The sequence below is a fragment of the Rhodocaloribacter sp. genome (genome assembly GCF_056451265.1).
This window is the reverse complement of record NZ_JBWOPL010000055.1, coordinates 1-22561: the sequence shown is the minus strand read 5'-3', so window position 1 is coordinate 22561 and position 22561 is coordinate 1. Positions and strand designations below refer to the sequence as shown.

Genomic DNA, 22561 nt, shown 5'->3' with positions numbered 1-22561 from the left:
GATACGCCCTTACGAGACCCGCTCCACCCGGAAGAGCGCCTGCCGGTGCACCCACCGCCCGCGTCTTCGCTCGGAAACAACCACCGCGCCATGCTCGGCGAAGAGGGCGCGCCATCCGGCGACGGTGCGGAAGTGCAGGTGCTCCTCCTGCCCGCGCATGAGCCCGCCGGAGCGGAGGCGGTTCGCCAGGGTGTCGAGGAAGGTGAGCAGGCGGCGGTCCCATGCCTTTTCGTACACCGACTCGGCGATGACCACCCCGCTCCGCGACACCCGGAGCGCCTCGCGGAGCACCGCCGTGGGGTCCTCGCTGTGATGAAGCACGAAGTACAGCATCGTCACGTCGAAGGCATCGTCGGGGAAGGGCAGGCGGCGGCCGTCGTACAGGGTGTGTGGAAGCGCCGTGCGGTTCATGTCCACGACGTCGGCGAGGTGGACGCGCGCGCCGAGTTCGCGGGCGGCGGCTTCGCCCACGTACCCCTCCCCCGCGCCGAGATCGAGCACGGAGAGGGGGCGATCGGACGGGAAGAAGTCACGGACGGCGGCGAGCTTGCGCTTCGCCCGAAGACGCTGAAGCCATTGAAGCGGCGCGTCGGCGTACCGCACGGCGGCGAGCACGGCCCATCCGCCCCAGCTCAGGTTCACGAAGAGCCCGTACGGCCCATCCACGTACAGGAGGTACGTGCCCATCGAGAAGAGACCGAACCAGAACCAGTGCCACGACGGGCGCGGGGCGAGCGTCGCCAGCGCGAGCAGGCCGAGCACGTACCACGGATGCACCGTCGTCGCGCACAGAAAGAACGCCCCCATCGTCCACACGAAGGCGCGATGGAGCGGCCACCTCCGCCGCCAGTCGACGAAGTACAGCGCCGGGAGCGCGGCAAGGAAGACGAGGCGAAAGGCCGGACCGAGCGTTTTGCTCCAATCGTCCCCGGTGGCGAGGAGGAAGAGTTTTTTCACCGCTAAATACGGCCCCGCGTTGAACTCGAAGTACCGCACGTACAGATCGAGCGAGGCCATGACGTGGCCCGGGAGGCTCGGGTCGGCGTAGGGGACGAGGAGCAGCGCGGTGACGGCGAGCGGCGGCCACACGGCGCGCCATCCGAACCGCCGCCAGAGGAAGGGAAAGAGCACGAACGGATAGAGCTTCACCCAGCCCGCGCCCGCGAGCGCCGCCGCCGCCCATCCGCCGCGCCCGCGCCGCGCCAGCCACACCGTGAGCACGAGGAAGCACACCATGATCGCCTCGGTGTGCGCCTGCCCCGCCGCCTCCATGATGACGAGCGGATGCCAGGCGTAGAGGATCAGGCGTCGGGCCTCCACCATGCGTGCGAGCAAGACCAGCGCGCCCACCTCCATCCCCGCCAGAAGCACCTTGAGCACGTAGAAGCTGACCTTCCACCCGAAACCGTAAAAAAGCCCCGCCACGGCAAAGAAAAGCTGGGAAAGCGGCGGATAGACCGAGAAGAAGGCGGGCGAGTTGAGTTCGTCGAAAAGGGGCTCCTCGTGGAAGCGCGCCAGCGCCGGATCCTCCGGGACGTATCGGTACGGGTTGACGCCCTCGACCTGAAGCACGCCGTCCCACACGTACCGGTAGGCGTCGTCGGAAAGGGTGGGCGGGAGCCACAGAACGGCCAGCCGGAAGCACACCGCCGCGACGAGCACCGTCCGCGTCGAGAAGGCCCCGCGCCGCCACAGCCACACCACGAGCGCGCCCGCCACGAGCGCCGCCGCGACGAAGCCGTACCACCACGCCTTCACGCCCGCACACACCGACATCGTCGCCACGGCGAGCGCGAGCAGCGCGAGCATTGCCACATCCACCCGCGTGGGGCGACGCCCCGCCTCCGCACGACCGGACGGGATCATGACGCCCCGTGCGGCCGGTGAAAGATCATCCCGATGCGACGCCCGTCGTTCTCATACTTCACCTCGTCGGCCATCATCTCGATGAGATACAGACCTCGCCCGCCGTCTTCGAGCAGATTGTCCGTATGGAGCGGGTCCGCCACCGCCTCGCGCACGAAGCCCATCCCCTGATCCTCGATCCACACCTCGATGCGGTCCGGCTCGGCGCTGAACTCGACCTTCACTTTCTTCTCGGGATCGAGGTGGTTGCCGTGCTCGATGGCGTTCGTGAACGCCTCGCTCGTCAGAAGGACCACGCGGTAGATGAAATCCTCATCCGCCTCGTGCGCCGAAACAAACTCCTCGGCCAGGTCCACGACCCGTTCGAGTTGGAGATGTTCGCTTGCCATCACCAGTTGAAGCCGGTCGGGAATCGGATCGTCGCTCGGAAACATACGGGGTTCGGGAAACGATGGTGGAAAAGGGTTCGCGTGCTCTTTTTCAAACGATCAATAAACGGATTATTTCCCTCGTCCGCTACCGGATGAGCGCCGCCTTCCGAAGGACGGGTTGTTGGCCGGGCGCTTCGACGCGGATGAGGTAGACGCCGGACGGGACGGCGCGCCCCGCTTCGTCCCGGAGGTCCCACGCCGTTCCACCGTCGCCGTCGGTCTCTTCGAGCACGCGGATGAGCCCGCCCTGAAGCGAGAGCACGCGCACCGTCGCCTCGGCGGGCAGGCCCGCGATCATGAGGCGCGCTCGGTGGACGCCCGCCCGGTACGGGTTCGGGAAGACGTACACGTCCGAAAGATCGGCGGCGGCCTCGACGAGCCGCACCGCCCGCCCCTCGGGCGCGAGGACCTGACCGGCAAGCGATCGCATACGGAGCACCTCGACCGACGTTTCGAGCCCCGTCGCGCCGAGCACACGGCCCGCCACGCGGAGCGTCACCCGGTCGGGCGCGGCGGCGTCGAACAGGACTTCGGCGACGGCCCCCTCGGGAAGAACGCGGTAGTTCGAGGCGTCGGAGGCAAAAGCCGGGTCGAGCGGCGCGCTGAAAAGCAAAGTGACCGTCGAGCGGTCGAGGATCTCGAAGGCGGTGACGATGAGGCTTCCCTCCTCGGGCGCGGGGAAAAGGACCGCCGCCGTGGTCTGCCCCACGGGCGTGCCCTCGGCGTCGCGCACGTCCGCCCACCGGAGCGTGTCCGCCGTCGCCGGCGGGTCCTCGAAGCGAAGCACGACGGAGCGCCCGCCTTGCCCCATGAGAAGGGCCGACGCCGCGCCGGCGCCGTCGAGGCGGAAGCCGCCGGCGCGGAGGCCGGAGGCGAGCGGCTCGGTGAAGACGAGCTCGACCGTTCGATCCGCCGGATACCCGACTTCGGCGACGACCGCCGGGGCGTGCGGCCGCACGGTGCGCGGCGCCGTGAGCGGCGAGGACGTGAGGCCGTACCACGCCCGGAGCGCGTACCGCCGCTCCCGCGTCTCGGCGATCACGAGCGTGTCGGCGTCGGTCGTGGCGAGCGGGTCGAGCGCGCCGTCGGGATCGCCTGCGAAGACGGTCACGGAGTCGGCCCCGACGGCGCGCCACGCGAGGCGCACATGCCCGGCGTCGAGGGCGAAGGCGTCCCCCCACTGCGGCGGTGCGAGCGCGGCGAAGGCGGCGCGATAGACGAAGCGGTGGAGCCGTTCGTCCGCGCCGGCGGCGATGAGTTCCGGCACGCCGTCGCCGTCGAAGTCGCCCGTCGTCGTCTCGATGCTCCGGAAGCCTCCGGGCCGCGCCTCCCCTTCCGCCCCGCGATGAAAGATCACATGCCCTCCCGAAGCGTCGAAGGCGAGCACGTACAGGTCCGGCGCGTGCACGATCACGAGTTCGTCCCGACCGTCGCCGTCGAAGTCCGCGGCGGTCATCGAACCGTGGCGCGAGAGCGGCCCCGCCACCGGCAGGCTGTCCCGGACGGCGTACGCGTCGTCGCCCGCGCGTTCCCAGAAAAAGAAGAGGCCCACGTCCGGCTCGCGCTCGCCGTCGCGCGTGATCTGCGTCCAGTTTTGCGTGAACGTGACGAACTCGCGCACACCGTCGCCGTCGAAGTCGCCTTTCGCGAAGCGGCTCCCGGCGTTGTACCGGTCCGTCTCGTACGTCCACGCGGCGCGGAACGCATCCTCGCCCGTGTTCTCGTACATGATCCAGTCGCCGTCGCTGTCGCCCACGAGGAGGTCCGTGTGCCCGTCGCCGTCGAAGTCGTCGACGAGGGCCTCGGGCTCCTGAAAGTCGTTCTCGTCGAGTTCAGTGTTCGCCACGCCCGTCGGGTTTTCGAGGCGGGCCGTCTCGGAGAACGTGGTTCCGTCGTATTCGAGCACGCGCCATTGTTTCGTATTGTGCACGAGGATCTCGCCGCGCCCGTCGCCGTCGAGGTCGGTCAGGCGCGCGCCGAAGGCGGCGTTCGTGTCGAAGGGGTTGGCGAGGCCGGTGGTGTCGAGGAAAGCGGTCTCGAAGGGAAAGTCGCGGGACGTCGGTTGTTCGAGGAGGAGCGTCGCGCCGCCGACCTGTGTGAGCAGTTCGAGGAGGCCGTCGCCGTCGGCGTCGCCCGCGTCCCGTGGAAAGACATTTGCGATCACCGCCGAGGCGCCCGCGAAGCTCCCGCCCGCCCATTCGTACGTGGCCAGGGTGTCGCCGAGCCATCCGTTCTCATACCGGTTGAGGGTGATTTCGAGGAGGCCGTCGCGGTCGAAGTCGGTGGTCTTCGGGAGGAGGAAGCCGTGCGGGATCGAGAGGGTCTCTTCTTCGAAGAGCGCCTCGTTCGTCGCGCGAGCGGGCACGTCGAGCCTCGCCGTGTGGGTCGTTTCGAGGCCTGCGACGTTCGTCGCGATGAGCCGGACGGTGACGGCGCCGCCCGCGCCCGAGCGGTCCGCCCACACGAGACCGTGCCGCCGCGCCCGGCGGTCGGAGTCCACCCGTGCCGTCGTCCCGTCGCGCGTGAGTTCCATGCGCACGTCGGCGAGGTCGTCCGTCGCCACGTCCGCCACGACGCCGTGATCCGCGCCGACGAGGCCGTCGTCGAGGAGATGCACGGTGAGGCGCGGCGGCGTCCGGTCGACGAAGACGCGCCGCCGGTCCTCGACGGCGCCGCCCGTCCGAAGCGCGGCGACGAGGCGGAGCGTGTACACGCCGTCGGGGATACCGGAGAGGTCCCACACGGCGAGCGTGTCCCGCCACACCTGCCGCGTCTGCCCCTCGACGAGGGGCGTCCACGCGTCGCCGGGGTCCTCGTCGCCGGGCGTAAAGAAGAGTGAGAAGGCGTCGAACGAGGGATCCACGACCGTCCCGACGATGGGCGCGGTGTCGGCGGCGAGGCCCGCATTATGGGGGGGCGAGACGATCTCGGTGCGGGCCGGGAGCGCGCGGAGGAGCGCGTTCGCGACGTCGAGCACGCCGGCGGCGGTGCGGTGATCCCACCCCGGCGCGTCCACGTCGCGGGCCGAGGCGGTGAGGACGGCGCGGACGGCGGCGGGCGTGAGCGAGGGGTCGAGCGAGCGGAGGAGCGCCGCCGCCGCCGAGACCATGGGGGCCGCCATCGATGAGCCGCTTCGCCGCCCGTACAACGCCGTGACGGCGTCCGGGGCGGCGGCGTCCGGCCCCGGCATGAGGGTCGTATAGATCTGTGAGCCGGGCGCGCCGAGGTCGATGCCGAGACCGAACGTTCCGCGCGAGGCGATGCCCGTGCCCTCGGCATTGAACCACGCCGTCGAGATCACCTCGGGATAGTCCGACGGGTAATGCGGGCCGTCGCCGCCGAGGTTGCCCGCCGAGGCGACGACCACCGTCCCGCGCGCGACGGCGTACCGGATGGCCTCGTGCATGAGCGGCGACTCGAAGACGTCGCCGAAGGAGAGGTTGACCACGTCGAGGCCCGTCTCGGCGGCATAGACGAGCGCCGCCGCGATGTCGTCGTCGTCGCCGATGCCGTCGGCCCCGAAGGCGCGAAGGGGGACGAGACGGGCGCCGGGCGCGACGCCGGAGATGCCGACGCCGTTGTCGCGCCCGGCCACGAGTACGCCGGCGACCGTCGTGCCGTGCCCGCGTCCGCCGCCCGGGAGGTTGTCCTCGCTCGGGTCGGGGTCGCGGTCGAAGAAATCCCCCTGTTCGACCGTGCCGGGGCGGTCCACGAAGTCGTATCCGTGGAGGTCGTCCACGAAGCCGTTGCCGTCGTCGTCGCGGCCGTTGAAATCGCCGGGGGTCACGCGTCCGTCGCCGTCGAGGTCTTCGCCGGGGTTGACCCATATCTGTCCGGCCAGGTCGGGATGCTCGAAGAAAAGCCCCGTGTCGATCTGCCCGATGCGCACGTCCGGGCTGCCGGTGGTGATCGTCCACGCCTCTTCGGCGCGGATGACGGCGAGGTGGTCGAGGCTGTCGGCGAGCGGATCGTTCGTGGGGAAAGCCGCCGCGTCGAGGCTTTCGATCCGGTATCGGTGGTTCGGCTGTGCGTAGGCCACACCGGGATGGGCCGCCCACCGCGCACGGACGGTCTCGAGGGCCGAGGAGTCGGCGACGGTGAGCACGAAGGCCGCGAACGGCGCGCCCGCGCTTTTGCCCGCCGCCGCACGTCCGAACACGGACCGAACGCCCGACACCGCCTCGAAGAGTTCCGGGAATGCGCCGCCTTTGCCCGCGCCCGTCATGGCCGCCGAGAGGTCGGCTCCGGCATCGTCGGAGAGACGAACGATCACCTCCACCTGCGCCCGGGCGGCGCACGGCGCAAGGAGAAGAGCGAGAAGCACGAGCGCTTTTTTCATGCGGAGAAACGGCGGGGCACGGAAGCCGGACCATGAGGGCGGACGGCGCATCCGTTCACCGGCGCGTGCCGTCCGTCCACGTCCTCAAACGGCCCATTGGACGAACCACCCCGTCTTTCGTTCGGGAAATCGGGTAATCCCATGCGAAAAAGTGCGACCCATGAACGCGGGCATTTATCTCCCCCACTTTCCGCCGATCCCAGTTTCGGCGGCCCTTCCCTTTTTCGTCCGCCCCGCCCCGCCTTTTTCCAACGAACCGCACGGCCATGCGATCTATCCTCTGGATCGGCTTCATTGTGATGGGTTTGATCGGGTTGACCTCCGAGCGGGCGAGCCGCGAGGGAGCCGCCTCGCTCACGTACGAGATCCGGGTGGACACGCTCCGGCGCGCGCTCCTCGTCGAGGGGCGCTTCGAGCATCCGGCGGGCGGCGAGGTCGTCTTCGAAATGCCGAACGCCATCGGCCCGCACGCGCTCCGGTTCCTCACCGACGTCCGCTTCTTCGACGACCTCGGTCCCCTCCCCGTCACACGCGACGACGAGGGGCGGCGGCGCGTCCCACCGCCGCATGGGACGCTCCGGTTCACGTACCTCGTCCGTACGGACGAGGCCGCGCGCGCGCTCCCGCCGAAGTACGCATGGCGCACGGTCATGCCCTCCGCCGGTCCGGGTGGTGCGTACGTGACGCAATACGCCCTTATCCGCCCCGCCGACTTCCCCCCGGAGGCGCCCGTCCGCCTCGTGTGGAAGACGCCCGCCGCGTGGACCGTGGCGACGCCGTGGAGCGTGGGCAAACGGGTGACGGTAGTCCCGAGCCTGCACGCACTCCTCACCAACTACTTCGTCGCCTTTCGGGAGGGCAGCGTCGTCGAGCGGCGCGTGGCGCATACGGCGGTGCGCTTCGTATGGACGGGCGAGGGGCGGCTCGGTGATGCGCCCGGGGCCGTCGCGGCGATGACCCGCGTGGTCCGGCAGACGGCGGCCCTCGGCGGCGGACGCCCCGTCTTTAACCTGACCGTCCTGCTCCACACCTCCGCCGACGGCGACGCCCCGGGCGGAGCCACGGCGGGCACGGCCTCGGTGCAGCTTCAACTCCGCGCCGGACAACCTTTTGCCGACCTCTGGCGCGTCTCCGGCGATCAGATACTCCGCACCCTCGCGCACGAACTGATCCACACGTGGACGTATGCCGCCGAGGGCCCCGCCGCTCCCTCCGAAGCATGGGGGCCGGGGATGTGCTGGCTGCGCGAGGGGTTCACCGAGTACCTCGCCCACCTCACGCTCTTCGACGCCGGGCTCCTCGACCGCGACACCTTCGTGCACGACCTCCGGCGCGCCGCGGCCCTCTCGCATCGTCGAAACGCGGACGGCCGATGGTCGCTCCTCTCGGCGTGCGCACACTTCTACGACGACCCTTCGGCGTTCTATTTCACATACCACGAGGGCATGATCCTCGCGTTCTCCCTCGACGTCGAACTCAGGCGACGGACCGGCGGCGCGAAGACACTCCCGACCTTCATGCAGCGCTTCATCTCCGCACGCACGGGCACGAAAAAGACGCGGGAGGCTTTTCTCGAAGCGTGGCGCGCCTACGCCCCCGCCGGCCTCGCCAATGTGGACGACCGCCTCGCCCATCGCGGCTCCCTCGACCCCGCCCCCTCCCTCCGGAGCTTCGACTTCCTTCCAACCGCCGTCGCCGCGCGCGCCCACCGGTGACGCTTCGCGCGTCTATCTTCAAACCGACTCCGGGAGGCGTCCTCTCTCCGGCAACCGCGCGCTTCCTCCGTTCTTCACGCGCCTCACCCCCCTGCCTGGCCTTCGGGCGTGGCGCAACAGGGAGGCGGGATGTATTTTGATGAGGAAGACTAATATCTAAATCGTACCGACCGTACCCGGCCTAACTCTGATGTATTTCTCCCTTCGCTCCCCCCTTTTTCGTCTCCTCTTCCTTTTCGCAACCCTCGGATCGATCCTCGGCCCCGCCCGCGAGGTCCACGGGCAGGCGAACGCAAACGTCTCGCAGAACACCGACGCCCTGCCGTTCACCCTCGAAATCGTGGACGTCGTGGCGCCTTCGTTGCCGGGGCTGCACTCGTTCGCCCACGCGCAATATGACGGCAAATGGATCTTCGTCGGCGGGCGGACGGACGGACGGCACTCGTTCGGGACCAATGCTTTCCCGCCCGACTTCGCCAACGAGGACATCTGGGTCTTCGACCCCGCGACGTGGCAGACGTGGTCCGCCCCCGTGACCTCGCTCCCCGACGCCCTCGCCGACCCGCTCCGTTCGACGAACATGCAGTTCGCCCGAAGCGGCGATTACCTCTATCTCGCCGGCGGATACGGCATCGACGCCGCCACGGGGGACTACGTCACCTTCCCTACCCTCACGGCGCTCCACCTCCCCGGCCTGATCGACGCCGTCATGAACGGGACCGCGCTCGACCCGCACATCCGCCAGATTACCGACACGCGCATGCAGGTCACCGGCGGAGAGATGCGTCTCATCGGCTCGGGGTACTTCCCCGTCTTCGGCCACGACTTCGAAGGGGCATATTCCCCCGATCCCGGCGCCTTCACGCAGACGTATACGGAACAGCTCCGCATGTTTCAGATCGCCGATGACGGCGTCACCTTCTCGATCACGAACTACGTCACGATCGACGACACCGACGCCTTCCACCGCCGCGACCTGACCGTCGCGCCGGTCGTCTTTCCCGATGAGACGCTCGGACTCGGCGCGTATGCCGGCGTCTTTCAGAAAACCGCCGACCTGCCTTTCCTCAACCCCATATACATCCGGGAAGACGCCCACCTTCTCGCCGCCGACGCCTATACGGTCGACACCGCATTCGACCAGATGATGAGCCATTACACATGCCCCACTCTCCCCGTCTTCGACGCCGCGACGGGCGACATGTATACGACCTTCTTCGGCGGTATCGGGCAATATTTCCTCGACGACACCGGCGTGCTCGTCGAAGACACGAACGTGCCGTTCATCGACGAGGTAACCACGTTCACACGCGCCGCCGACGGGACGTCGAGCGAGGCGATCTGGCCCTTCCGGATGCCCGCTCCCTTCGGTTCCGCGATCACGACCTTCCTCGGGGCGAACATGGCCTTTCTCCCGAATGAGAGCCTGGCATATTATGACAACGGCGTGCTCAAGCTCGATGCCATCACCGGGCGCACGCTCGTCGGACACCTGTACGGCGGCATCCTCGCTTTCGGGCGCAATTTCTCCGGAAGCATGGCCAACAGTAACGTCTACGAGGTGTACCTCGACCTCAACACGCCGTTGCCGGTCGAGCTCGCCACGTTCGACGCGGTGGTGGATGGTCGGAACGCCCTGCTGACCTGGACGACGGCGAGCGAGACGAACAACGCCGGTTTTTACGTTGAGCACAGAGGGAGCGCGGAGGAGACGTGGCAAAGCCTGGGCTTCGTGGAGGGGCATGGCGCCACGAGCGAGACGACGCACTACGGCTATCGCGCGGAGGATCTGACGCCGGGCCGCCATACCTTCCGGCTGCGACAGATCGACTTCGACGGAGCGTTCGCCTTCGGGCCGGAGGTGGAGGTCTACGTCGAGGTCCCCGGCGCCTTCGACTTCTCCGAGCCCTACCCCAACCCCTTCAACCCGCAGACACGCTTCACCCTGACGACGGCGCGCACCGAGCGGGTGCGCCTCGAGGTTGTCGATATGCTCGGACGCCGCGTGCGGGTCCTGTACGACGGCGAACTCCGGGGCGGCGATCCCGAGACGTTCACCTTCGAAGCGAAGGGGCTGCCGAGCGGTCCGTATCAGATCCGCGCCCTCGGCGAGACGTTCGTCGCCGCCCGGAGCGTGATGCTGTTGAAGTGAGCCGGAGCCCTCCCCGCGACGGACGCCGTCTTATTTGACGAGCGTGACCGAGTGCGCCGTGTGGAAATGATCGCCCGCGACCTCGTAGATGTACAGCCCGCTCGGCCATTCCTCGGCATCGATGATGAAGGGATGCGGGGCGCCCGCCGAGAGCTCCCCGTCAAAGAGCACGCCCATCTGCCGCCCGAGAAGGTCGAACACCGTGATCCGAATGTGCTGGCTCTTGCGAAGCGTGATGGTGAACTGCGTCTGGGGATTGAACGGGTTCGGATAGGCCTCCGAGACTTCGAATGCCGTTTCGGGCGCGACCCTGACCTCCACCGCCGGGTGATACTGAAAGGACCCGTCGAAGTCGAACTGGCGGATGCGGAAGCGGTGCGTGCCGGGCGCGAGGCCCTCGACGCGATACTGGTACGCCTGCGGCTCGGTCGTCGTGCCCGCGCCTTCGACGAACCCGAGCACTTCCCAGTCCTCGTCCTCATATTGCCCGTGCACTTCGAAGCCTGCGTTTGTCTGTTCGCTGGCCGTCGTCCAGGAAATCAGCGCGGCGTCTCCATCGACCTTCGCCTCGAAGGACGTCAGTTCCACCGGGAGCGGCGCGTCGCAGGCGAAGCGGTAGATGATGCTGCCCTTCCCCGTCGCGTCGTCTTCCCGCTGCCGATCGATGACGTAGAGTTCGTTGTTTCGGTCGACGCCGAAGGATGAGACCGAGATGCCGGCCGTCGCGTCCACGAGCAGGGTTTCGCTGAGGACGCCGGTGTCGTCGAAGGTCAGTCCCCAGATATTCTGAACCACTTTCCCGCCCACGATGTATTGCCCGGCGATGTCATTGCACGAGTTGCCCTCGTAGACGTACCCGCCGATCACGGCATGCGCGAAACTCTGGACGGTGGCGTCATTCACTCCGAAGTGTTTCCACAGCCAGACGGGCGGTTTGAAGCCGGGGTTGTCCCCGCAGTCGTTGGCGGCGTCGCCGAAGCACTCCATCCCTTCGGCGACGTCCCACCCGAGGTTGTCGCCTGCTTCCACCCAGCTCACCTCTTCATATCGGCTGTCGCCCACGTCGCCCACCCACAGGCGGCCGGTGCTGTCGAAGCTCCATCGCCAGGGGTTTCGCAGCCCGTAGGCCCAGATCTCGTCGCACACGGCGGTGTCGCTCACGAAGGGGTTGTCGGCGGGGATGCTGTAATTGAGCGTGCCGTTGAGGCCGGTCAGCCCGCAGTCGGGAGGCAGATTGCCCGGACTGTTGTCCACGTCGATCCGGATGATCGTGCCGAAGAGGTTCAGGGGATTCTGCGCGTTGTCGTTCGGGTCGCCGCAACACCCGCCGTCGCCCAGAGAGAGATACAGGTAGCCGTCGCTCGGACCGAAGATCATCTTTCCGGCATTGTGGGTCGTGGCCGTCTTCTCGAACTCCATGAGGACCTCTTCACTGCTCGCATCGGCCACATCGGGATCGGCGGAGACGGTCCACTTCGAGAGCACGTTGCGCAACGGGTCCACGGTGTCGAACTGGATGCCGGTCGTGTAATACGTGTAAAAGATGCCGTTCGTCGCATAATCCGGATGAAAAGCCATCGCGAGCAGCCCCGGCTCACTGCCCACCCGGTTCACCCGGGCGCTGATGTCGAGGAAGACGTTTCTGACGGTCGTGCTCGTATCGTTCACCACGACCCAGATCACCCCGTTCTGCCCGACGATGAACAGGCGGTTCGTCCCGTCGTTGGGGTCCTGAAGGTCCACCGCATTGTCAAACTTGAGATGCGGGAAGGCATTAACGACGACGTCGATCTGCCCGAAGGCCGTCCAAACCGGCAAAAATGCCAGGGCCCATACCAGGAGGCTTTGCTTGATCCAGGTCCTATGCAACATGATCCAGTGCTCCACACGATGATGAAATAAGAAACGGCCCGGCAGGTCGGACCGACGGCGCGCATGAGACCGGTTGCGTATTGCTTAAGGGCGCCGTCTTTACGAAACCGCACTATGAATCGCGCAATCTTGCATGACCAGACCCAACGGTCTCTGAACGTCTCTCCCACGAAACCAATCTCTGACGAGACGGGCGATAATTCAAGAGGCAGCCTGCGGTTTCGCCCAATAATGACGTGTTTGACCGGCAATCAATACTCCCCTTCTTCTCCCGCTCAGAGGTCGTGAGCGCATACCCACAGCGGACGCTATCGTTCCGAGCATTCAGAAAGAAGGGCGGCGAGTTCACCGGCCAGCCGTCGCCGGTCGAATCGACGGACGTATGCAGGGTCTGGGCGGGGCATCCGCCCGTCCTCCCACCGGCGAAAGAGGTCGTCGAGCGCGGCGGCGACGGCGGGTGCGTCGTCGGGTGCGACGACGCGGGCGGCGCGATGCGGCGCGAGGGCGTCGCGGGCGGCGCCTTCGGGCACGAGGGCCAGGATCGGCTTTTGCGCGCCGAAGTACTCGAAGAGCTTGCCTGTGGAGATGCCCTCCGCGCCCGGCCGACGGCCGATGGTCATCCACAACACATCGGCGGAACGGAGGAACGCCACGGCTTCATCGTGGGGGCGATAGCCTTCATACCGGACGACGTCGCCGAGACCGAGACGTTCGGCGAGCGCGCGGGAGGCTTCGGGCACGAGACCGACGAACACCGCCTCCACCCGGGAAAGGGCGTCGGGGCGGCGTTCGAGCCAGGCGGCGAGCGCGCGGAGGAAGACATCGGGCGTTTGCGCGTCGTAGAAGACGCCGGTGTAGAGCAGGCGCATCCGGGCGGGGTCGCGGGGTGCGGGGGGGCGCTCGAAGTCGGCCGGATCGAAGCCCTGCGGCAGCACCGAGACGCGGTCCGCCACGGCCTCGCCCCCGTTCCGTCGGACGAGCGCGTCCCGGATGGGCGCGTTGATGGCCGTGACGCGACGACTCATGCGAACGACCCTGCGCTCGAGGCGTTCGTGCAGGCGGCGGTGCCACGGCGTCGGGTAGACGTGGCGGGGGTTGCCCACCCAGTCGTCGCGAAAGTCGGTGACGAGGGGCCGCCCGCTCCACCGGGCCAGACGGGCGGCGACGAGGTGCGCCGTGTACGGCGGCGCAGACGAGAAGACGGCGTCGAACGGGCGCGTCCGAAGCAAGCGCCGACCGGCCCGCTCCGCATGCGGCAGCCAGCCGATTTTGTTGTCCGGCACGAAGACGAACTGGCTCACGTTCGAGAGCCGCCGCCGCGTGGACTCTCCCGGCAGCGAGACCGTCCGCTTCCGCCCGAAGAGCCGCGTCGGATCCCACGACGGCGTCCGGACGATCGCCGCCCCGGCGGCTTCGACCTCGCGCAAGAGCGTCTCGTCATAGGCGAAATAGCCGCCCGGCTCCACGGTCAACACGGTGGGATGCCAGCCATTTTCCGGCAGGTATTTGACGAACTTCGCCACGCGTTGCACCCCGCTGAGGCCCATCGGAGGGAAATAGTACGCCACGACCAGTACACGGCGTGTCTCTGCCCGGATATGACCTGTCGTCTCTTCGATGGCCCCTTCCTCTCGCGTTGTTCGGTCAAACGGTGGTTCCATCCCCTCAGAGGAACGTCGCGATCTCATCGAGCGACTTCTTCGCGAGGTCCGGCACCCGGGCGTCTTCGGCGGGATAGCCGACGACCAGCAGCAGGAACGGGCGCTCGTTCTCGGGACGGCCGAGAATTTCGTTGAGGAAGCGCATGGGGCTCGGCGTGTGGGTGAGCGAGGCGAGCCCCGCATGATGGATCGCCGTGATGAGCATCCCCGCGGCAATGCCGACGGACTCCAGCGCGTAATAATGTTTCACCTTCGTCCCGTCGGGCAACACGCCGTAGCTCTGCGCGAAGATGGCGATGAGGTACGGCGCGGTTTCGAGGAACGGCTTGTGTTCGTCGGTGCCGAGGGGGGCGAGGGCGTCGAGCCAGGCCCGGGGCGCGCGCTCCCGGTAGAAGGCGCGCTCCTCCTCTTCGGCCGCTTCTCGGATGGCGCGCTTCACCGCCGGATCGGAGACGACGACGAAGTGCCACGGCTGAAGGTTCGCGCCGCTCGGAGCCGTGCCCGCCGCACACAGACAATCTTCGATGACCTCGCGCGGCGCCGGGCGGTCGGAAAATTCACGCACGGTGCGCCGACGGCGCATCTCCTCACAAAAGGCCCTCGCCCGGCGACGCATCTCGTCTTCGGAATAGGCGCGATAGCTGGTCAAAGGAACGAATCGTGGTTCGGTCATGTCGGAGCGGAGGTTGATCGAGCATGCGGGTTCTTTCCCCTCCAATATAGCGAAACCCGCCGCCATTGCCGCCCGTTCGACGGCCCATGGATCTTCCCCTCCCACTTCCCTCGTCGGAGACGGACGCCTTCATCGCGCTCGGCTCCAATCTCGGCGACCGCGCCGCCCATCTTTGCGCGGCCGTTCGCGCGCTCGACGCGCCGCCGGACCTCCGGGTGACTGCGGCCTCGCCCGTGTATGAGAGCGTCGCCCACACCCTCCGTCCGGACGAGGCGCAGCCGTCGTATCTCAACGCGGTGGTGCGCCTTCGCACGACGCTCTCTCCCGAAGCGCTCATGGCTGCGCTCCTCCGCATCGAGCACCGGGCCGGTCGCCGGCGAAGCGCCGCCCGCCGCTGGGCCGCACGCACCCTCGACCTCGACCTCCTCCTCTACGGTGATGTCACGCTCGAGACCCCCGCGCTCACCGTCCCCCACCCACGTCTCGGGGCGCGCCTTTTCGTGCTGCGCCCCCTGGCCGACCTCGCCCCGAACCTGCGCGTGCCGCCGCCGTATGACACCACGGTCCGGAGGCTCCTCGACCGGTGCCCCGACCCCCACGCGCTCGCCCCCACGAACCTTCGCCTCCGTCCCCACGCCAACGCATGAGTATGGATCCGGAAAAGTCCTCCACTCCCGAACCCCGGTCGTCCTCCTTCGCGCCTCGCGAAGACCTCCGGTACCTCGTGATCGAGGGCGTCATCGGCGCGGGAAAGACGACGCTCGCCCGCCTCCTCGCCGAGCGCTTCGACGCGCGCCTCGTGCTCGAAGAGTTCGAAGAGAACCCCTTTCTGGCGAATTTTTACGAGGATCGGGAACGATGGGCTTTCCAGACCCAGCTGAGCTTCCTCGCCAGCCGCTTCCGGCAACAACAAAACCTTCTCAAGCGCGACCTCTTTCACCACCTCGTCATCAGCGACTATGCCTTCGACAAGGACCGCATCTTCGCCCACCTCAACCTCGAAGGCGACGAGCGGCAACTCTACGAGACCCTCTACACGCTGATGCAGCCCTCGACGCCCGTCCCCGACCTCATCGTCTACCTCCAATCGACGACGGAACGACTCCTTCAGAATATCCGGCAGCGCGGGCGTTCGTATGAGCGCAACATGGACCCGGCCTACATCGACACGCTGAACAAAGCCTACAACCACTATTTCGGGCACTTTACCGCCAGCCCCCTGCTCATCATCAACGCGACAAACATCGATTTCGTAAAAAACCCGGAGGATCTGGAGGCGCTCGTGCGCCAGATCATGAGCATCCAACACCCTGGAACGACGTACTTCAACCCGACGCCTTCGGGCACGCTTTATTCATAAGGCAGATCATGATCAAACTGCTCGTCATCGCGATTCTCGCGTATTATGCGACCCGGTATGCGCGCCGTCTGGTTCGCGCCGCCCTGTATGAGGGCCAACCGCCCCGCGAGATGCCGCCCCGACACACCCCGCACGGTCCGGAGGCTTCCCGGAGGCCTCAGTGGAACGCTCCGCCTCCCCCACCGCGGACGCCGCCGCCGGACATCGAGGATGCGAAATGGGAGGACATTACGTAGCCCGCATGCTCCCGGTGAAACAGCGAGACGGAGCCTGTTCCCTCAGATCCCGAAGCTCAACGTAAAGACGAAAAAGCTGCGGACGGGCTTGCCGTTCTGCCGGGCCGGGCGAAACATCCATCCCTCCGCGGCGGCGAGGGCGGCTTCTTCGAGGCCGAAACCGAGCGCCGGGACGGACTGCTTCGGATCGGTTTGCTTCTTGCCGAGCAGGTAGCGTTCGAGGATGCGCGCCTGCTCCACACGTCCGCGTTCGTTCACCAGCACCTCGATCACCACCTCGGCGCGGATCTTCTTCTTACGCGCATCCTTCGTGTACTCCGGCTCGACGATCCGCACCGGCTTCGGCCCCACCTCGGCGCCGGCCATCGTCGCCTGCGTGCCCACCACGTCCCCCTCGACGAACGCCAGGTCGTCGCCCGGTTCCTCGACGGGGAGGTAGTTGTCGACGAGTTCGAGGTCGTAGTCCTCCAGCACCACCTCATCCGGCACGACGACGGGCACGAGCGGGGCGGGGGGCGGCGGCCGCCGCATCTGCTGGCGCGTCGGCACCACCTCTTCGAACGCGATGATTTCCTGACCGCGCACGTCGAAGACCATGCCCGGCGGCGCATCGTGGCTCGGTAACGGCCACCACCGCACCGCCGCGATCACCACCAGCAGGCTGGCAACGAGCGCGCCCATCATGTGCAGAACGTACCGTTCCCGGCGGTCATATGTCGAGTCGATGCGGCGCATGCGCAGAGGCGTGTCCTCGTCTGTGCTCTTCCGAACCGTTGAGCTTACGTTTCCACGGGCGCATCCGCGCAGAAATCCCCCCCGGATGTCGCCTTCGAGCGACGGCTCGTACGTGAGCCGCGCCCAACGGTTTCTTTGAACCCCCCGCCCGTCGCGGAGTTCATCGCGGCTCTTTTCCCCCGCCCGGATCTTCTCCGGCGCGCCCGCCTTTAAGGAGGCGACAGGCCGCCGCACTCGTGAAAGCCCTGTAAAAGCGTGCGGACGGCATTGTGCAAACCCGTAAGGGGTCTTATTTTACCAAAGATGCGTAAACGAAGCCTCACGGCTCATTCTTTTAGCGCATTCCCCGGAACGACGACTTTTCGACAAGGGAAAAGACAGATTTCCCCGAAGGAACACAGGCAGCCCGAGCGGCTTCCGAACGTAAACGATACGATCTTTCCGCCTGCTTCCATACCGATTTCAGCCTCGTATTCTGCTCAACCTTCCCAGGGCACTGGGAGGGTTTTTTTGTATGGGAGAGCCGCTCCGGCTCCTTCCGCCGGACCGCGCGACCCCGCCGGCTCCGAGCAACCCGGGCGCGCGAAGCCCCGCGCCCTTCCACCCAGCGTATGCGTGAGATGATCCACCTTCCCGACACCGACGCCCCGAGGAACGGGGCCCCGCCCCGCCCCTGCAAACTGGCCCTGGCCGACGGCTCCGTCGTCACCGGCACGGCCATTGGTCACCCCGGTGAAACCGGCGGCGAGCTTTGCTTCAACACCTCCATGACCGGGTATCAGGAGATCTTCACCGATCCCTCGTATCACGGGCAGATCATGATGATGACCTACCCGCACATCGGCAACTACGGCGCGATGGACCTCGACATGGAGGCCGACCGCCCGATGATCGCCGGCCTCGTGGTGCGCGCCTTCTCACACCGGTTTTCGAACCAGCGCGCCGACGAATCGCTCCATCGCTTCCTGACCCGCTTCAAGCTCGTCGGCATCTCCGGCGTCGACACGCGGCGGCTGGTGCGGCACATCCGCGACAGGGGCGTCATGAACGCCGTCATCTCCGCGACCGACCTCGACGACGAGAGCCTCGTGGCCAAGGCGCGGGCGTGGCCTTCGATGGCCGGCCTCGAACTGGCCTCGCGCGTGACGTGCTCCGAAGCCTACGACTACGCCGAAGGCGAGGGCGCGCGCATCGCCGTCTATGACTTCGGCGTCAAGCGCAACATTCTCCGCTCGTTCGCCGAGCGCGGATGCACCGTGCGCGTCTTCCCCGCCGCCACCCCCCTCGACGAGGTGACGGCGTGGAACCCCGACGGCCTCTTCTTCTCGAACGGCCCCGGCGACCCCCGCGCGATGCCCGAGGCCGTCGCCACCGCGCGCCGGGCGATGGACACCGGGCTGCCGCTCTTCGGGATCTGCCTCGGCCACCAGCTCATGGCGCTCGCACAGGGGCTGGAGGTCTACAAGATGTACGTCGGGCACCGGGGCGCAAACCATCCCGTGAAAAACCTCCGCACCGGCCACGTGGAGGTGACCACCCAGAACCACGGCTTTGCCATCGCCGGCGAAAGCCTCCCGGAGGACAAGGTCGAGTGGACGCACGTGAACCTGAACGACGGAACCGTGGAGGGGCTCCGCTTCAAGACGTGCGTGGCGCTCTCGGTGCAATACCACCCCGAAGCCTCCCCCGGCCCGCACGACAGCCGCTACCTCTTCGACGAGTTCCTTCGCGACATCGCCGAGCATCGCGGCGTGCCCGTCCAAACGGCAGCCGCAGACCCGCTCGTCCCCATCCGGTGAGTCGTTCCGGACGCCCCCGTCCCTCCCGTTCTCCACCTTTTCGCCCTAGATCATGCCGAAGCGCACCGACCTCAAAAAAATCCTCCTCATCGGCTCCGGCCCCATCATCATCGGGCAGGCGTGCGAGTTCGACTATTCCGGCAGCCAGGCCGCGCGCGCGCTCCGGGCCGAGGGCTATGAAGTGGTGCTCGTCAACTCGAACCCCGCCACCATCATGACCGACCCCGTGACGGCGGACAAGATCTACCTTCGCGAACTCACGCCCCGGTCGATCAAAGAGATCGTCGCCCGGGAGCAGCCGGACGCGGTGCTCCCGACGATGGGCGGGCAGACGGCCCTCAACATCGCCGACCGGCTGCATCAGGAGCGGTACTGGGAGAAGGCGGGCGTGGACGTCATCGGCGTAGACATCGACGCCATCCACATCACCGAAGACCGCCAGCTTTTCCGTGATCTGATGGAGAAAATCGGCATCGACCAGGCGCGAAGCCACGTCGCCAAGAGCCTGCTCGAAGCCAAGGAGATCACCCAGGAGCTCGGCGGGTTGCCCGTGGTCATCCGTCCCTCGTTCACCCTCGGCGGCAGCGGCGGCGGCATCGTCTGGTCGCACGACGAGTTCGACCGGAAGGTGACGCGCGGCCTCGAGATCTCGCCCGTCCACGAGGTGCTCATCGAAGAATGTCTCTTCGGGTGGAAGGAGTTCGAACTCGAATTGCTCCGAGACGCCCGAGACAACGTCATCATCATCTGCACCATCGAGAACATTGACCCGATGGGCGTCCACACCGGCGACTCGGTGACGGTGGCTCCGGCTCAGACGCTGACCGACAAGCAGTTTCAGCGGATGCGCGACGCAGCCATCCGCATGATGCGTTCCATCGGCACGTTCGCGGGCGGGTGCAACGTGCAGTTCGCCGTCCATCCCGGCACCGGGCGGATGATCGCCATCGAGATCAACCCGCGCGTGAGCCGCTCCTCGGCGCTCGCCTCGAAGGCGACGGGCTATCCCATCGCCAAGGTCGCCGCCCGCCTCGCCGTCGGCTATACGCTCGACGAGTTGCCGAACGAGGTCACCGGAACGACGAGCGCCTGCTTCGAACCTTCCATCGACTACGTGGTGACAAAGATTCCCCGCTTCAACTTCGACAAGTTCGAGGGCGTCGACGAGGAGCTGACGACCCAGATGAAAGCCGTAGGCGAGGTGATGGCCATAGGCCGAACCTTCCCGGAGAGCCTCCAGAAAGCGTGGCAGAGCCTGGAGATCGGCTATGCGGGCCTCGGCGCGGACCGCGAGGACGAGCAACGTATGACGGTGCGCGAACGCCTCCGCCGCCCGTACTGGGACCGCACGCTTCAGATCCGCAACGCCTTCAAACTCGGCGCCTCCATCGAAGAGGTCGCCGACGTCACGAAGGTCGACCCGTGGTTCCTTTTTCAAATCCGGGACATCGTCCACCTGGAGAACGAGCTTCGCCGGCACGCACTCGCCGAGCTCGACCGCCCCCTGCTCTTCGAGGCCAAACGCTACGGCTTCTCCGACCGTCAGATCGCCTTCCTCGTCCGCGACGATGTGACCGAGGCGGAGGTGCGCGCCCACCGCAAAGCCGCCGACGTGCTTCCCGCCTACCTCCTCGTCGACACGTGCGCGGGCGAGTTTCCGGCCCGGACGCCGTACTTCTATTCCTCGTACGAGACGGTCAACGAGAGCGAGGTCTCCGACCGGAAGAAGGTGGTCATCCTCGGCAGCGGGCCGAACCGCATCGGGCAGGGCATCGAGTTTGATTACTCGTGCGTCCACGGTGTGCTCGCCGCGCGCGAGGCCGGCTTCGAGGCCATCATGGTCAACTGCAACCCCGAAACCGTCTCGACGGACTTCGACGTGGCGGACAAGCTCTACTTCGAGCCGGTCTTCTGGGAGCACGTGCTCAACATCCTCGAACACGAACGTCCGGAGGGCGTCATCGTGCAGCTCGGCGGGCAGACGGCCCTCAAGCTCGCCCGCCATTTCCGCGAGAACGACATCCACATTTTCGGCACCTCGTTCGAGGACATGGACCTGGCCGAGGACCGCGCCAAGTTCACCGGCATCCTGCGAGAGCTCGAGATCCCCTTCCCACCGTACGGCATCGCCTACGATGTGCCGGAAGCCATCACCGCCGCCGAGCGCATCGGCTACCCGATCCTCGTGCGCCCGAGCTATGTGCTCGGCGGGCAGGGCATGCGCATCGCCATCAACAAGGAAGAGGTGGAGCAATACGTCGGCATGATCCACAAGCTCTTGCCCGGCAACCAGATCCTCCTCGACCTCTTCCTCGAGAACGGCATCGAGGTCGACGTCGACGCGGTGTGCGACGGCGAGGAGGTGTGGATCGCGGGCATCATGCAGCACATCGAGCCTGCCGGCGTCCACTCGGGCGACTCGACGGCCGTGCTGCCGCCGTATTCGCTCTCCGAGACGGTCCTCGCCACGATCCGCCGGTACGTGACGGAGATCGCACACCGGCTGAACGTGATCGGGCTGATCAACGTGCAACTCGTCATCACGGACGAGGCCGTGTACGTGATCGAGGCCAATCCGCGCGCCTCGCGGACGGTGCCCTTCGTCGCCAAAGCGACCGGCATCCCCGTGTCGAACATCGCGACGAAGGTGATGCTCGGCCATCGGCTCGCCGAGTTCCGCGAGAAGGGACTGCTCACCTCGACGCTGACGGGCTATGCGATCAAGGAGCCGGTCTTCTCGTGGGACAAGTTCCCCGAGGTGCCGAAGGAGCTCGGCCCGGAGATGAAATCGACCGGCGAGGCCATCGCCTTCATCGACGAACTCACCGACGAGCACTTCCGCCGCCCGTACGAGATGCGGAACCTGTATCTGTCGCGGTAAGCCCGTCTCCGCCGACGCAGCACGATGGACCCGGGCCGTTTCGAGGTCCCCGATCGCGCCCACGACGTCGTGCGAAGCCGGCGCAAGCGCCGAGGGAAAGCCAGACGAGCGCCGGGAACATCCGGGGGCAAACGAGCAGAATCGCCCTTTTGAAGGAGAGCTCCCGTCCCCGATGCCGTCCACCGTCGCGGAAGCGCTGTACCCCCGGCTGGACTCGAACCAGCGACACCCGGTTTAGGAAACCGGTGCTCTATCCTCTGAGCTACGGGGGCGGGCGGTAGGATAAAAATGAGGAAACGAAAGGTTCCCCGAAGCTATGGGGGCCATCAGCGGCGGCATGTGCGGGGAGGGCCGCGCGCGCTTGGCCGTCGCGACGTTGGGTGCGGCGCTTGCGTTTGCGGAAGCCGTTGCCCCTGGTGAACTGCTTCTGCAGCGGAGGCGGCCGGCGCCTGCCAGTCGTCGTCGATCTCTTAGCGAACCCGATAAGGTATACGAACTCTCCTGACTTCCACGCGTATGCATCTGTGCCGCACCCATCGCGCACCAATGCTCGCCACCAGCCGGCTAGGAGGCGCAGGGTTGAGGGATGTGGGTGGCGCGCATCCCTCAGTTCTCGCGGCGGTACGGGAGCACTTCCCGGCGTCTCCGTTCCGGGTCACGCAAGCGTGCGCCCTGAAAGGTGGTCACTCCGCACCACCCCTTGTTCGTCCACTCGAGCACAGCAATACCGGGCGCATCCATCCCCGGTAAAGAAAAGCGCGCCGGATAGCGGCGAAACACTTTCCATTTTCCCGGATCCTTGCGCATCGGATCCAGACTGACCCATATCTCATCCGGTGCG

At 66.9% G+C, this 22561-nt stretch carries 15 protein-coding genes and 1 tRNA gene; 7 read left to right on the top strand and 9 right to left on the bottom strand.

Annotation, left to right across the window (positions count from 1 at the left end):
- Positions 1-9: 9 nt before the first annotated feature.
- The 3 genes from AC1HIY_RS10535 to AC1HIY_RS10525 form a co-directional block, all read right to left on the bottom strand.
- Entirely contained in the window at positions 10-1866 is a 1857-nt protein-coding gene (locus AC1HIY_RS10535; protein ID WP_479576693.1) for a class I SAM-dependent methyltransferase, read from the bottom strand.
- Positions 1863-2300: an ATP-binding protein gene (locus tag AC1HIY_RS10530; protein WP_479576692.1), complete on the bottom strand. Its 438-nt coding sequence runs from the start codon at positions 2298-2300 to the stop codon at positions 1863-1865. Before AC1HIY_RS10530 ends, AC1HIY_RS10535 begins: the two co-directional genes overlap by 4 nt.
- A gap of 82 nt (positions 2301-2382) precedes the next feature.
- Entirely contained in the window at positions 2383-6636 is a 4254-nt protein-coding gene (locus tag AC1HIY_RS10525; RefSeq protein ID WP_479576691.1) for a S8 family serine peptidase, read from the bottom strand.
- Between the two features lie 266 nt (positions 6637-6902).
- Between AC1HIY_RS10525 and AC1HIY_RS10520 the strand changes: the two genes are divergently transcribed.
- Entirely contained in the window at positions 6903-8351 is a 1449-nt protein-coding gene (locus AC1HIY_RS10520; RefSeq protein ID WP_479576690.1) for a M61 family metallopeptidase, read from the top strand.
- Between the two features lie 190 nt (positions 8352-8541).
- Positions 8542-10503 carry a hypothetical protein gene (locus AC1HIY_RS10515; protein ID WP_479576689.1) on the top strand — a complete coding sequence of 654 codons (1962 nt, stop codon included), beginning with the start codon at positions 8542-8544 and terminating at the stop codon, positions 10501-10503.
- Between the two features lie 30 nt (positions 10504-10533).
- Here the strand turns inward: AC1HIY_RS10515 and AC1HIY_RS10510 are convergent, their stop codons facing one another.
- From AC1HIY_RS10510 to AC1HIY_RS10500, 3 genes are all read right to left on the bottom strand, one after another.
- Positions 10534-12375, bottom strand: a complete 1842-nt coding sequence (locus tag AC1HIY_RS10510; protein WP_479576688.1) for a PQQ-dependent sugar dehydrogenase — start codon at positions 12373-12375, stop codon at positions 10534-10536.
- Positions 12376-12683: 308 nt separating this feature from the next.
- Positions 12684-13943, bottom strand: a complete 1260-nt coding sequence (locus AC1HIY_RS10505; protein ID WP_479576687.1) for a glycosyltransferase — start codon at positions 13941-13943, stop codon at positions 12684-12686.
- A gap of 97 nt (positions 13944-14040) precedes the next feature.
- Complete coding sequence (locus AC1HIY_RS10500; RefSeq protein WP_479576686.1) at positions 14041-14709, bottom strand: nitroreductase family protein; 669 nt, start codon at positions 14707-14709, stop codon at positions 14041-14043.
- A gap of 86 nt (positions 14710-14795) precedes the next feature.
- Here AC1HIY_RS10500 and folK point away from each other — a divergent pair, with 86 nt between their 5' ends.
- The 3 genes from folK to AC1HIY_RS10485 are packed head-to-tail and all read left to right on the top strand — an operon-like array spanning position 14796 to position 16305.
- Positions 14796-15356: a 2-amino-4-hydroxy-6-hydroxymethyldihydropteridine diphosphokinase gene (gene folK / locus AC1HIY_RS10495; RefSeq protein ID WP_479576685.1), complete on the top strand. Its 561-nt coding sequence runs from the start codon at positions 14796-14798 to the stop codon at positions 15354-15356.
- Between the two features lie 2 nt (positions 15357-15358).
- Positions 15359-16069, top strand: a complete 711-nt coding sequence (locus AC1HIY_RS10490; protein ID WP_479576684.1) for a deoxynucleoside kinase — start codon at positions 15359-15361, stop codon at positions 16067-16069.
- Positions 16070-16077: 8 nt separating this feature from the next.
- Positions 16078-16305 carry a hypothetical protein gene (locus tag AC1HIY_RS10485; protein ID WP_479576683.1) on the top strand — a complete coding sequence of 76 codons (228 nt, stop codon included), beginning with the start codon at positions 16078-16080 and terminating at the stop codon, positions 16303-16305.
- Between the two features lie 42 nt (positions 16306-16347).
- Here the strand turns inward: AC1HIY_RS10485 and AC1HIY_RS10480 are convergent, their stop codons facing one another.
- Positions 16348-17040 (bottom strand): energy transducer TonB, encoded by a 693-nt coding sequence (locus tag AC1HIY_RS10480; RefSeq protein WP_479576682.1) that lies wholly within the window; start codon positions 17038-17040, stop codon positions 16348-16350.
- A 620-nt stretch (positions 17041-17660) separates the two neighbouring features.
- Between AC1HIY_RS10480 and carA the strand changes: the two genes are divergently transcribed.
- A complete protein-coding gene (carA, locus tag AC1HIY_RS10475; RefSeq protein ID WP_479576681.1) occupies positions 17661-18839 on the top strand; it encodes a glutamine-hydrolyzing carbamoyl-phosphate synthase small subunit in 1179 nt (392 codons plus the stop codon).
- Between the two features lie 52 nt (positions 18840-18891).
- On the top strand, positions 18892-21720 hold the full coding sequence (carB, locus tag AC1HIY_RS10470) for a carbamoyl-phosphate synthase large subunit (protein WP_479576680.1): 2829 nt from the start codon (positions 18892-18894) through the stop codon (positions 21718-21720).
- A 199-nt stretch (positions 21721-21919) separates the two neighbouring features.
- Here the strand turns inward: carB and AC1HIY_RS10465 are convergent.
- Together AC1HIY_RS10465 and AC1HIY_RS10460 are read right to left on the bottom strand one after the other, a co-directional pair.
- Positions 21920-21992: transfer RNA gene (locus AC1HIY_RS10465), tRNA-Arg, on the bottom strand.
- 334 nt (positions 21993-22326) lie between these two features.
- The coding region (locus AC1HIY_RS10460) for a PBECR2 nuclease fold domain-containing protein (RefSeq protein WP_479576679.1) at positions 22327-22561 on the bottom strand (235 nt) is incomplete at its 5' end.

Excerpts from the sequence above, each read along its gene's own strand:
- AC1HIY_RS10535 (WP_479576693.1), bottom strand. The coding sequence starts at position 1,866 with ATGATCCCGTCCGGTCGTGCGGAGGCGGGGCGTCGCCCCACGCGGGTG.
- AC1HIY_RS10530 (WP_479576692.1), bottom strand. The coding sequence starts at position 2,300 with ATGTTTCCGAGCGACGATCCGATTCCCGACCGGCTTCAACTGGTGATG.
- AC1HIY_RS10525 (WP_479576691.1), bottom strand. The coding sequence starts at position 6,636 with ATGAAAAAAGCGCTCGTGCTTCTCGCTCTTCTCCTTGCGCCGTGCGCC.
- AC1HIY_RS10520 (WP_479576690.1), top strand. The coding sequence starts at position 6,903 with ATGCGATCTATCCTCTGGATCGGCTTCATTGTGATGGGTTTGATCGGG.
- AC1HIY_RS10515 (WP_479576689.1), top strand. The coding sequence starts at position 8,542 with ATGTATTTCTCCCTTCGCTCCCCCCTTTTTCGTCTCCTCTTCCTTTTC.
- AC1HIY_RS10510 (WP_479576688.1), bottom strand. The coding sequence starts at position 12,375 with ATGTTGCATAGGACCTGGATCAAGCAAAGCCTCCTGGTATGGGCCCTG.
- AC1HIY_RS10500 (WP_479576686.1), bottom strand. The coding sequence starts at position 14,709 with ATGACCGAACCACGATTCGTTCCTTTGACCAGCTATCGCGCCTATTCC.
- folK (WP_479576685.1), top strand. The coding sequence starts at position 14,796 with ATGGATCTTCCCCTCCCACTTCCCTCGTCGGAGACGGACGCCTTCATC.
- AC1HIY_RS10490 (WP_479576684.1), top strand. The coding sequence starts at position 15,359 with ATGGATCCGGAAAAGTCCTCCACTCCCGAACCCCGGTCGTCCTCCTTC.
- AC1HIY_RS10485 (WP_479576683.1), top strand. The coding sequence starts at position 16,078 with ATGATCAAACTGCTCGTCATCGCGATTCTCGCGTATTATGCGACCCGG.
- AC1HIY_RS10480 (WP_479576682.1), bottom strand. The coding sequence starts at position 17,040 with ATGCGCCGCATCGACTCGACATATGACCGCCGGGAACGGTACGTTCTG.
- carA (WP_479576681.1), top strand. The coding sequence starts at position 17,661 with ATGATCCACCTTCCCGACACCGACGCCCCGAGGAACGGGGCCCCGCCC.
- carB (WP_479576680.1), top strand. The coding sequence starts at position 18,892 with ATGCCGAAGCGCACCGACCTCAAAAAAATCCTCCTCATCGGCTCCGGC.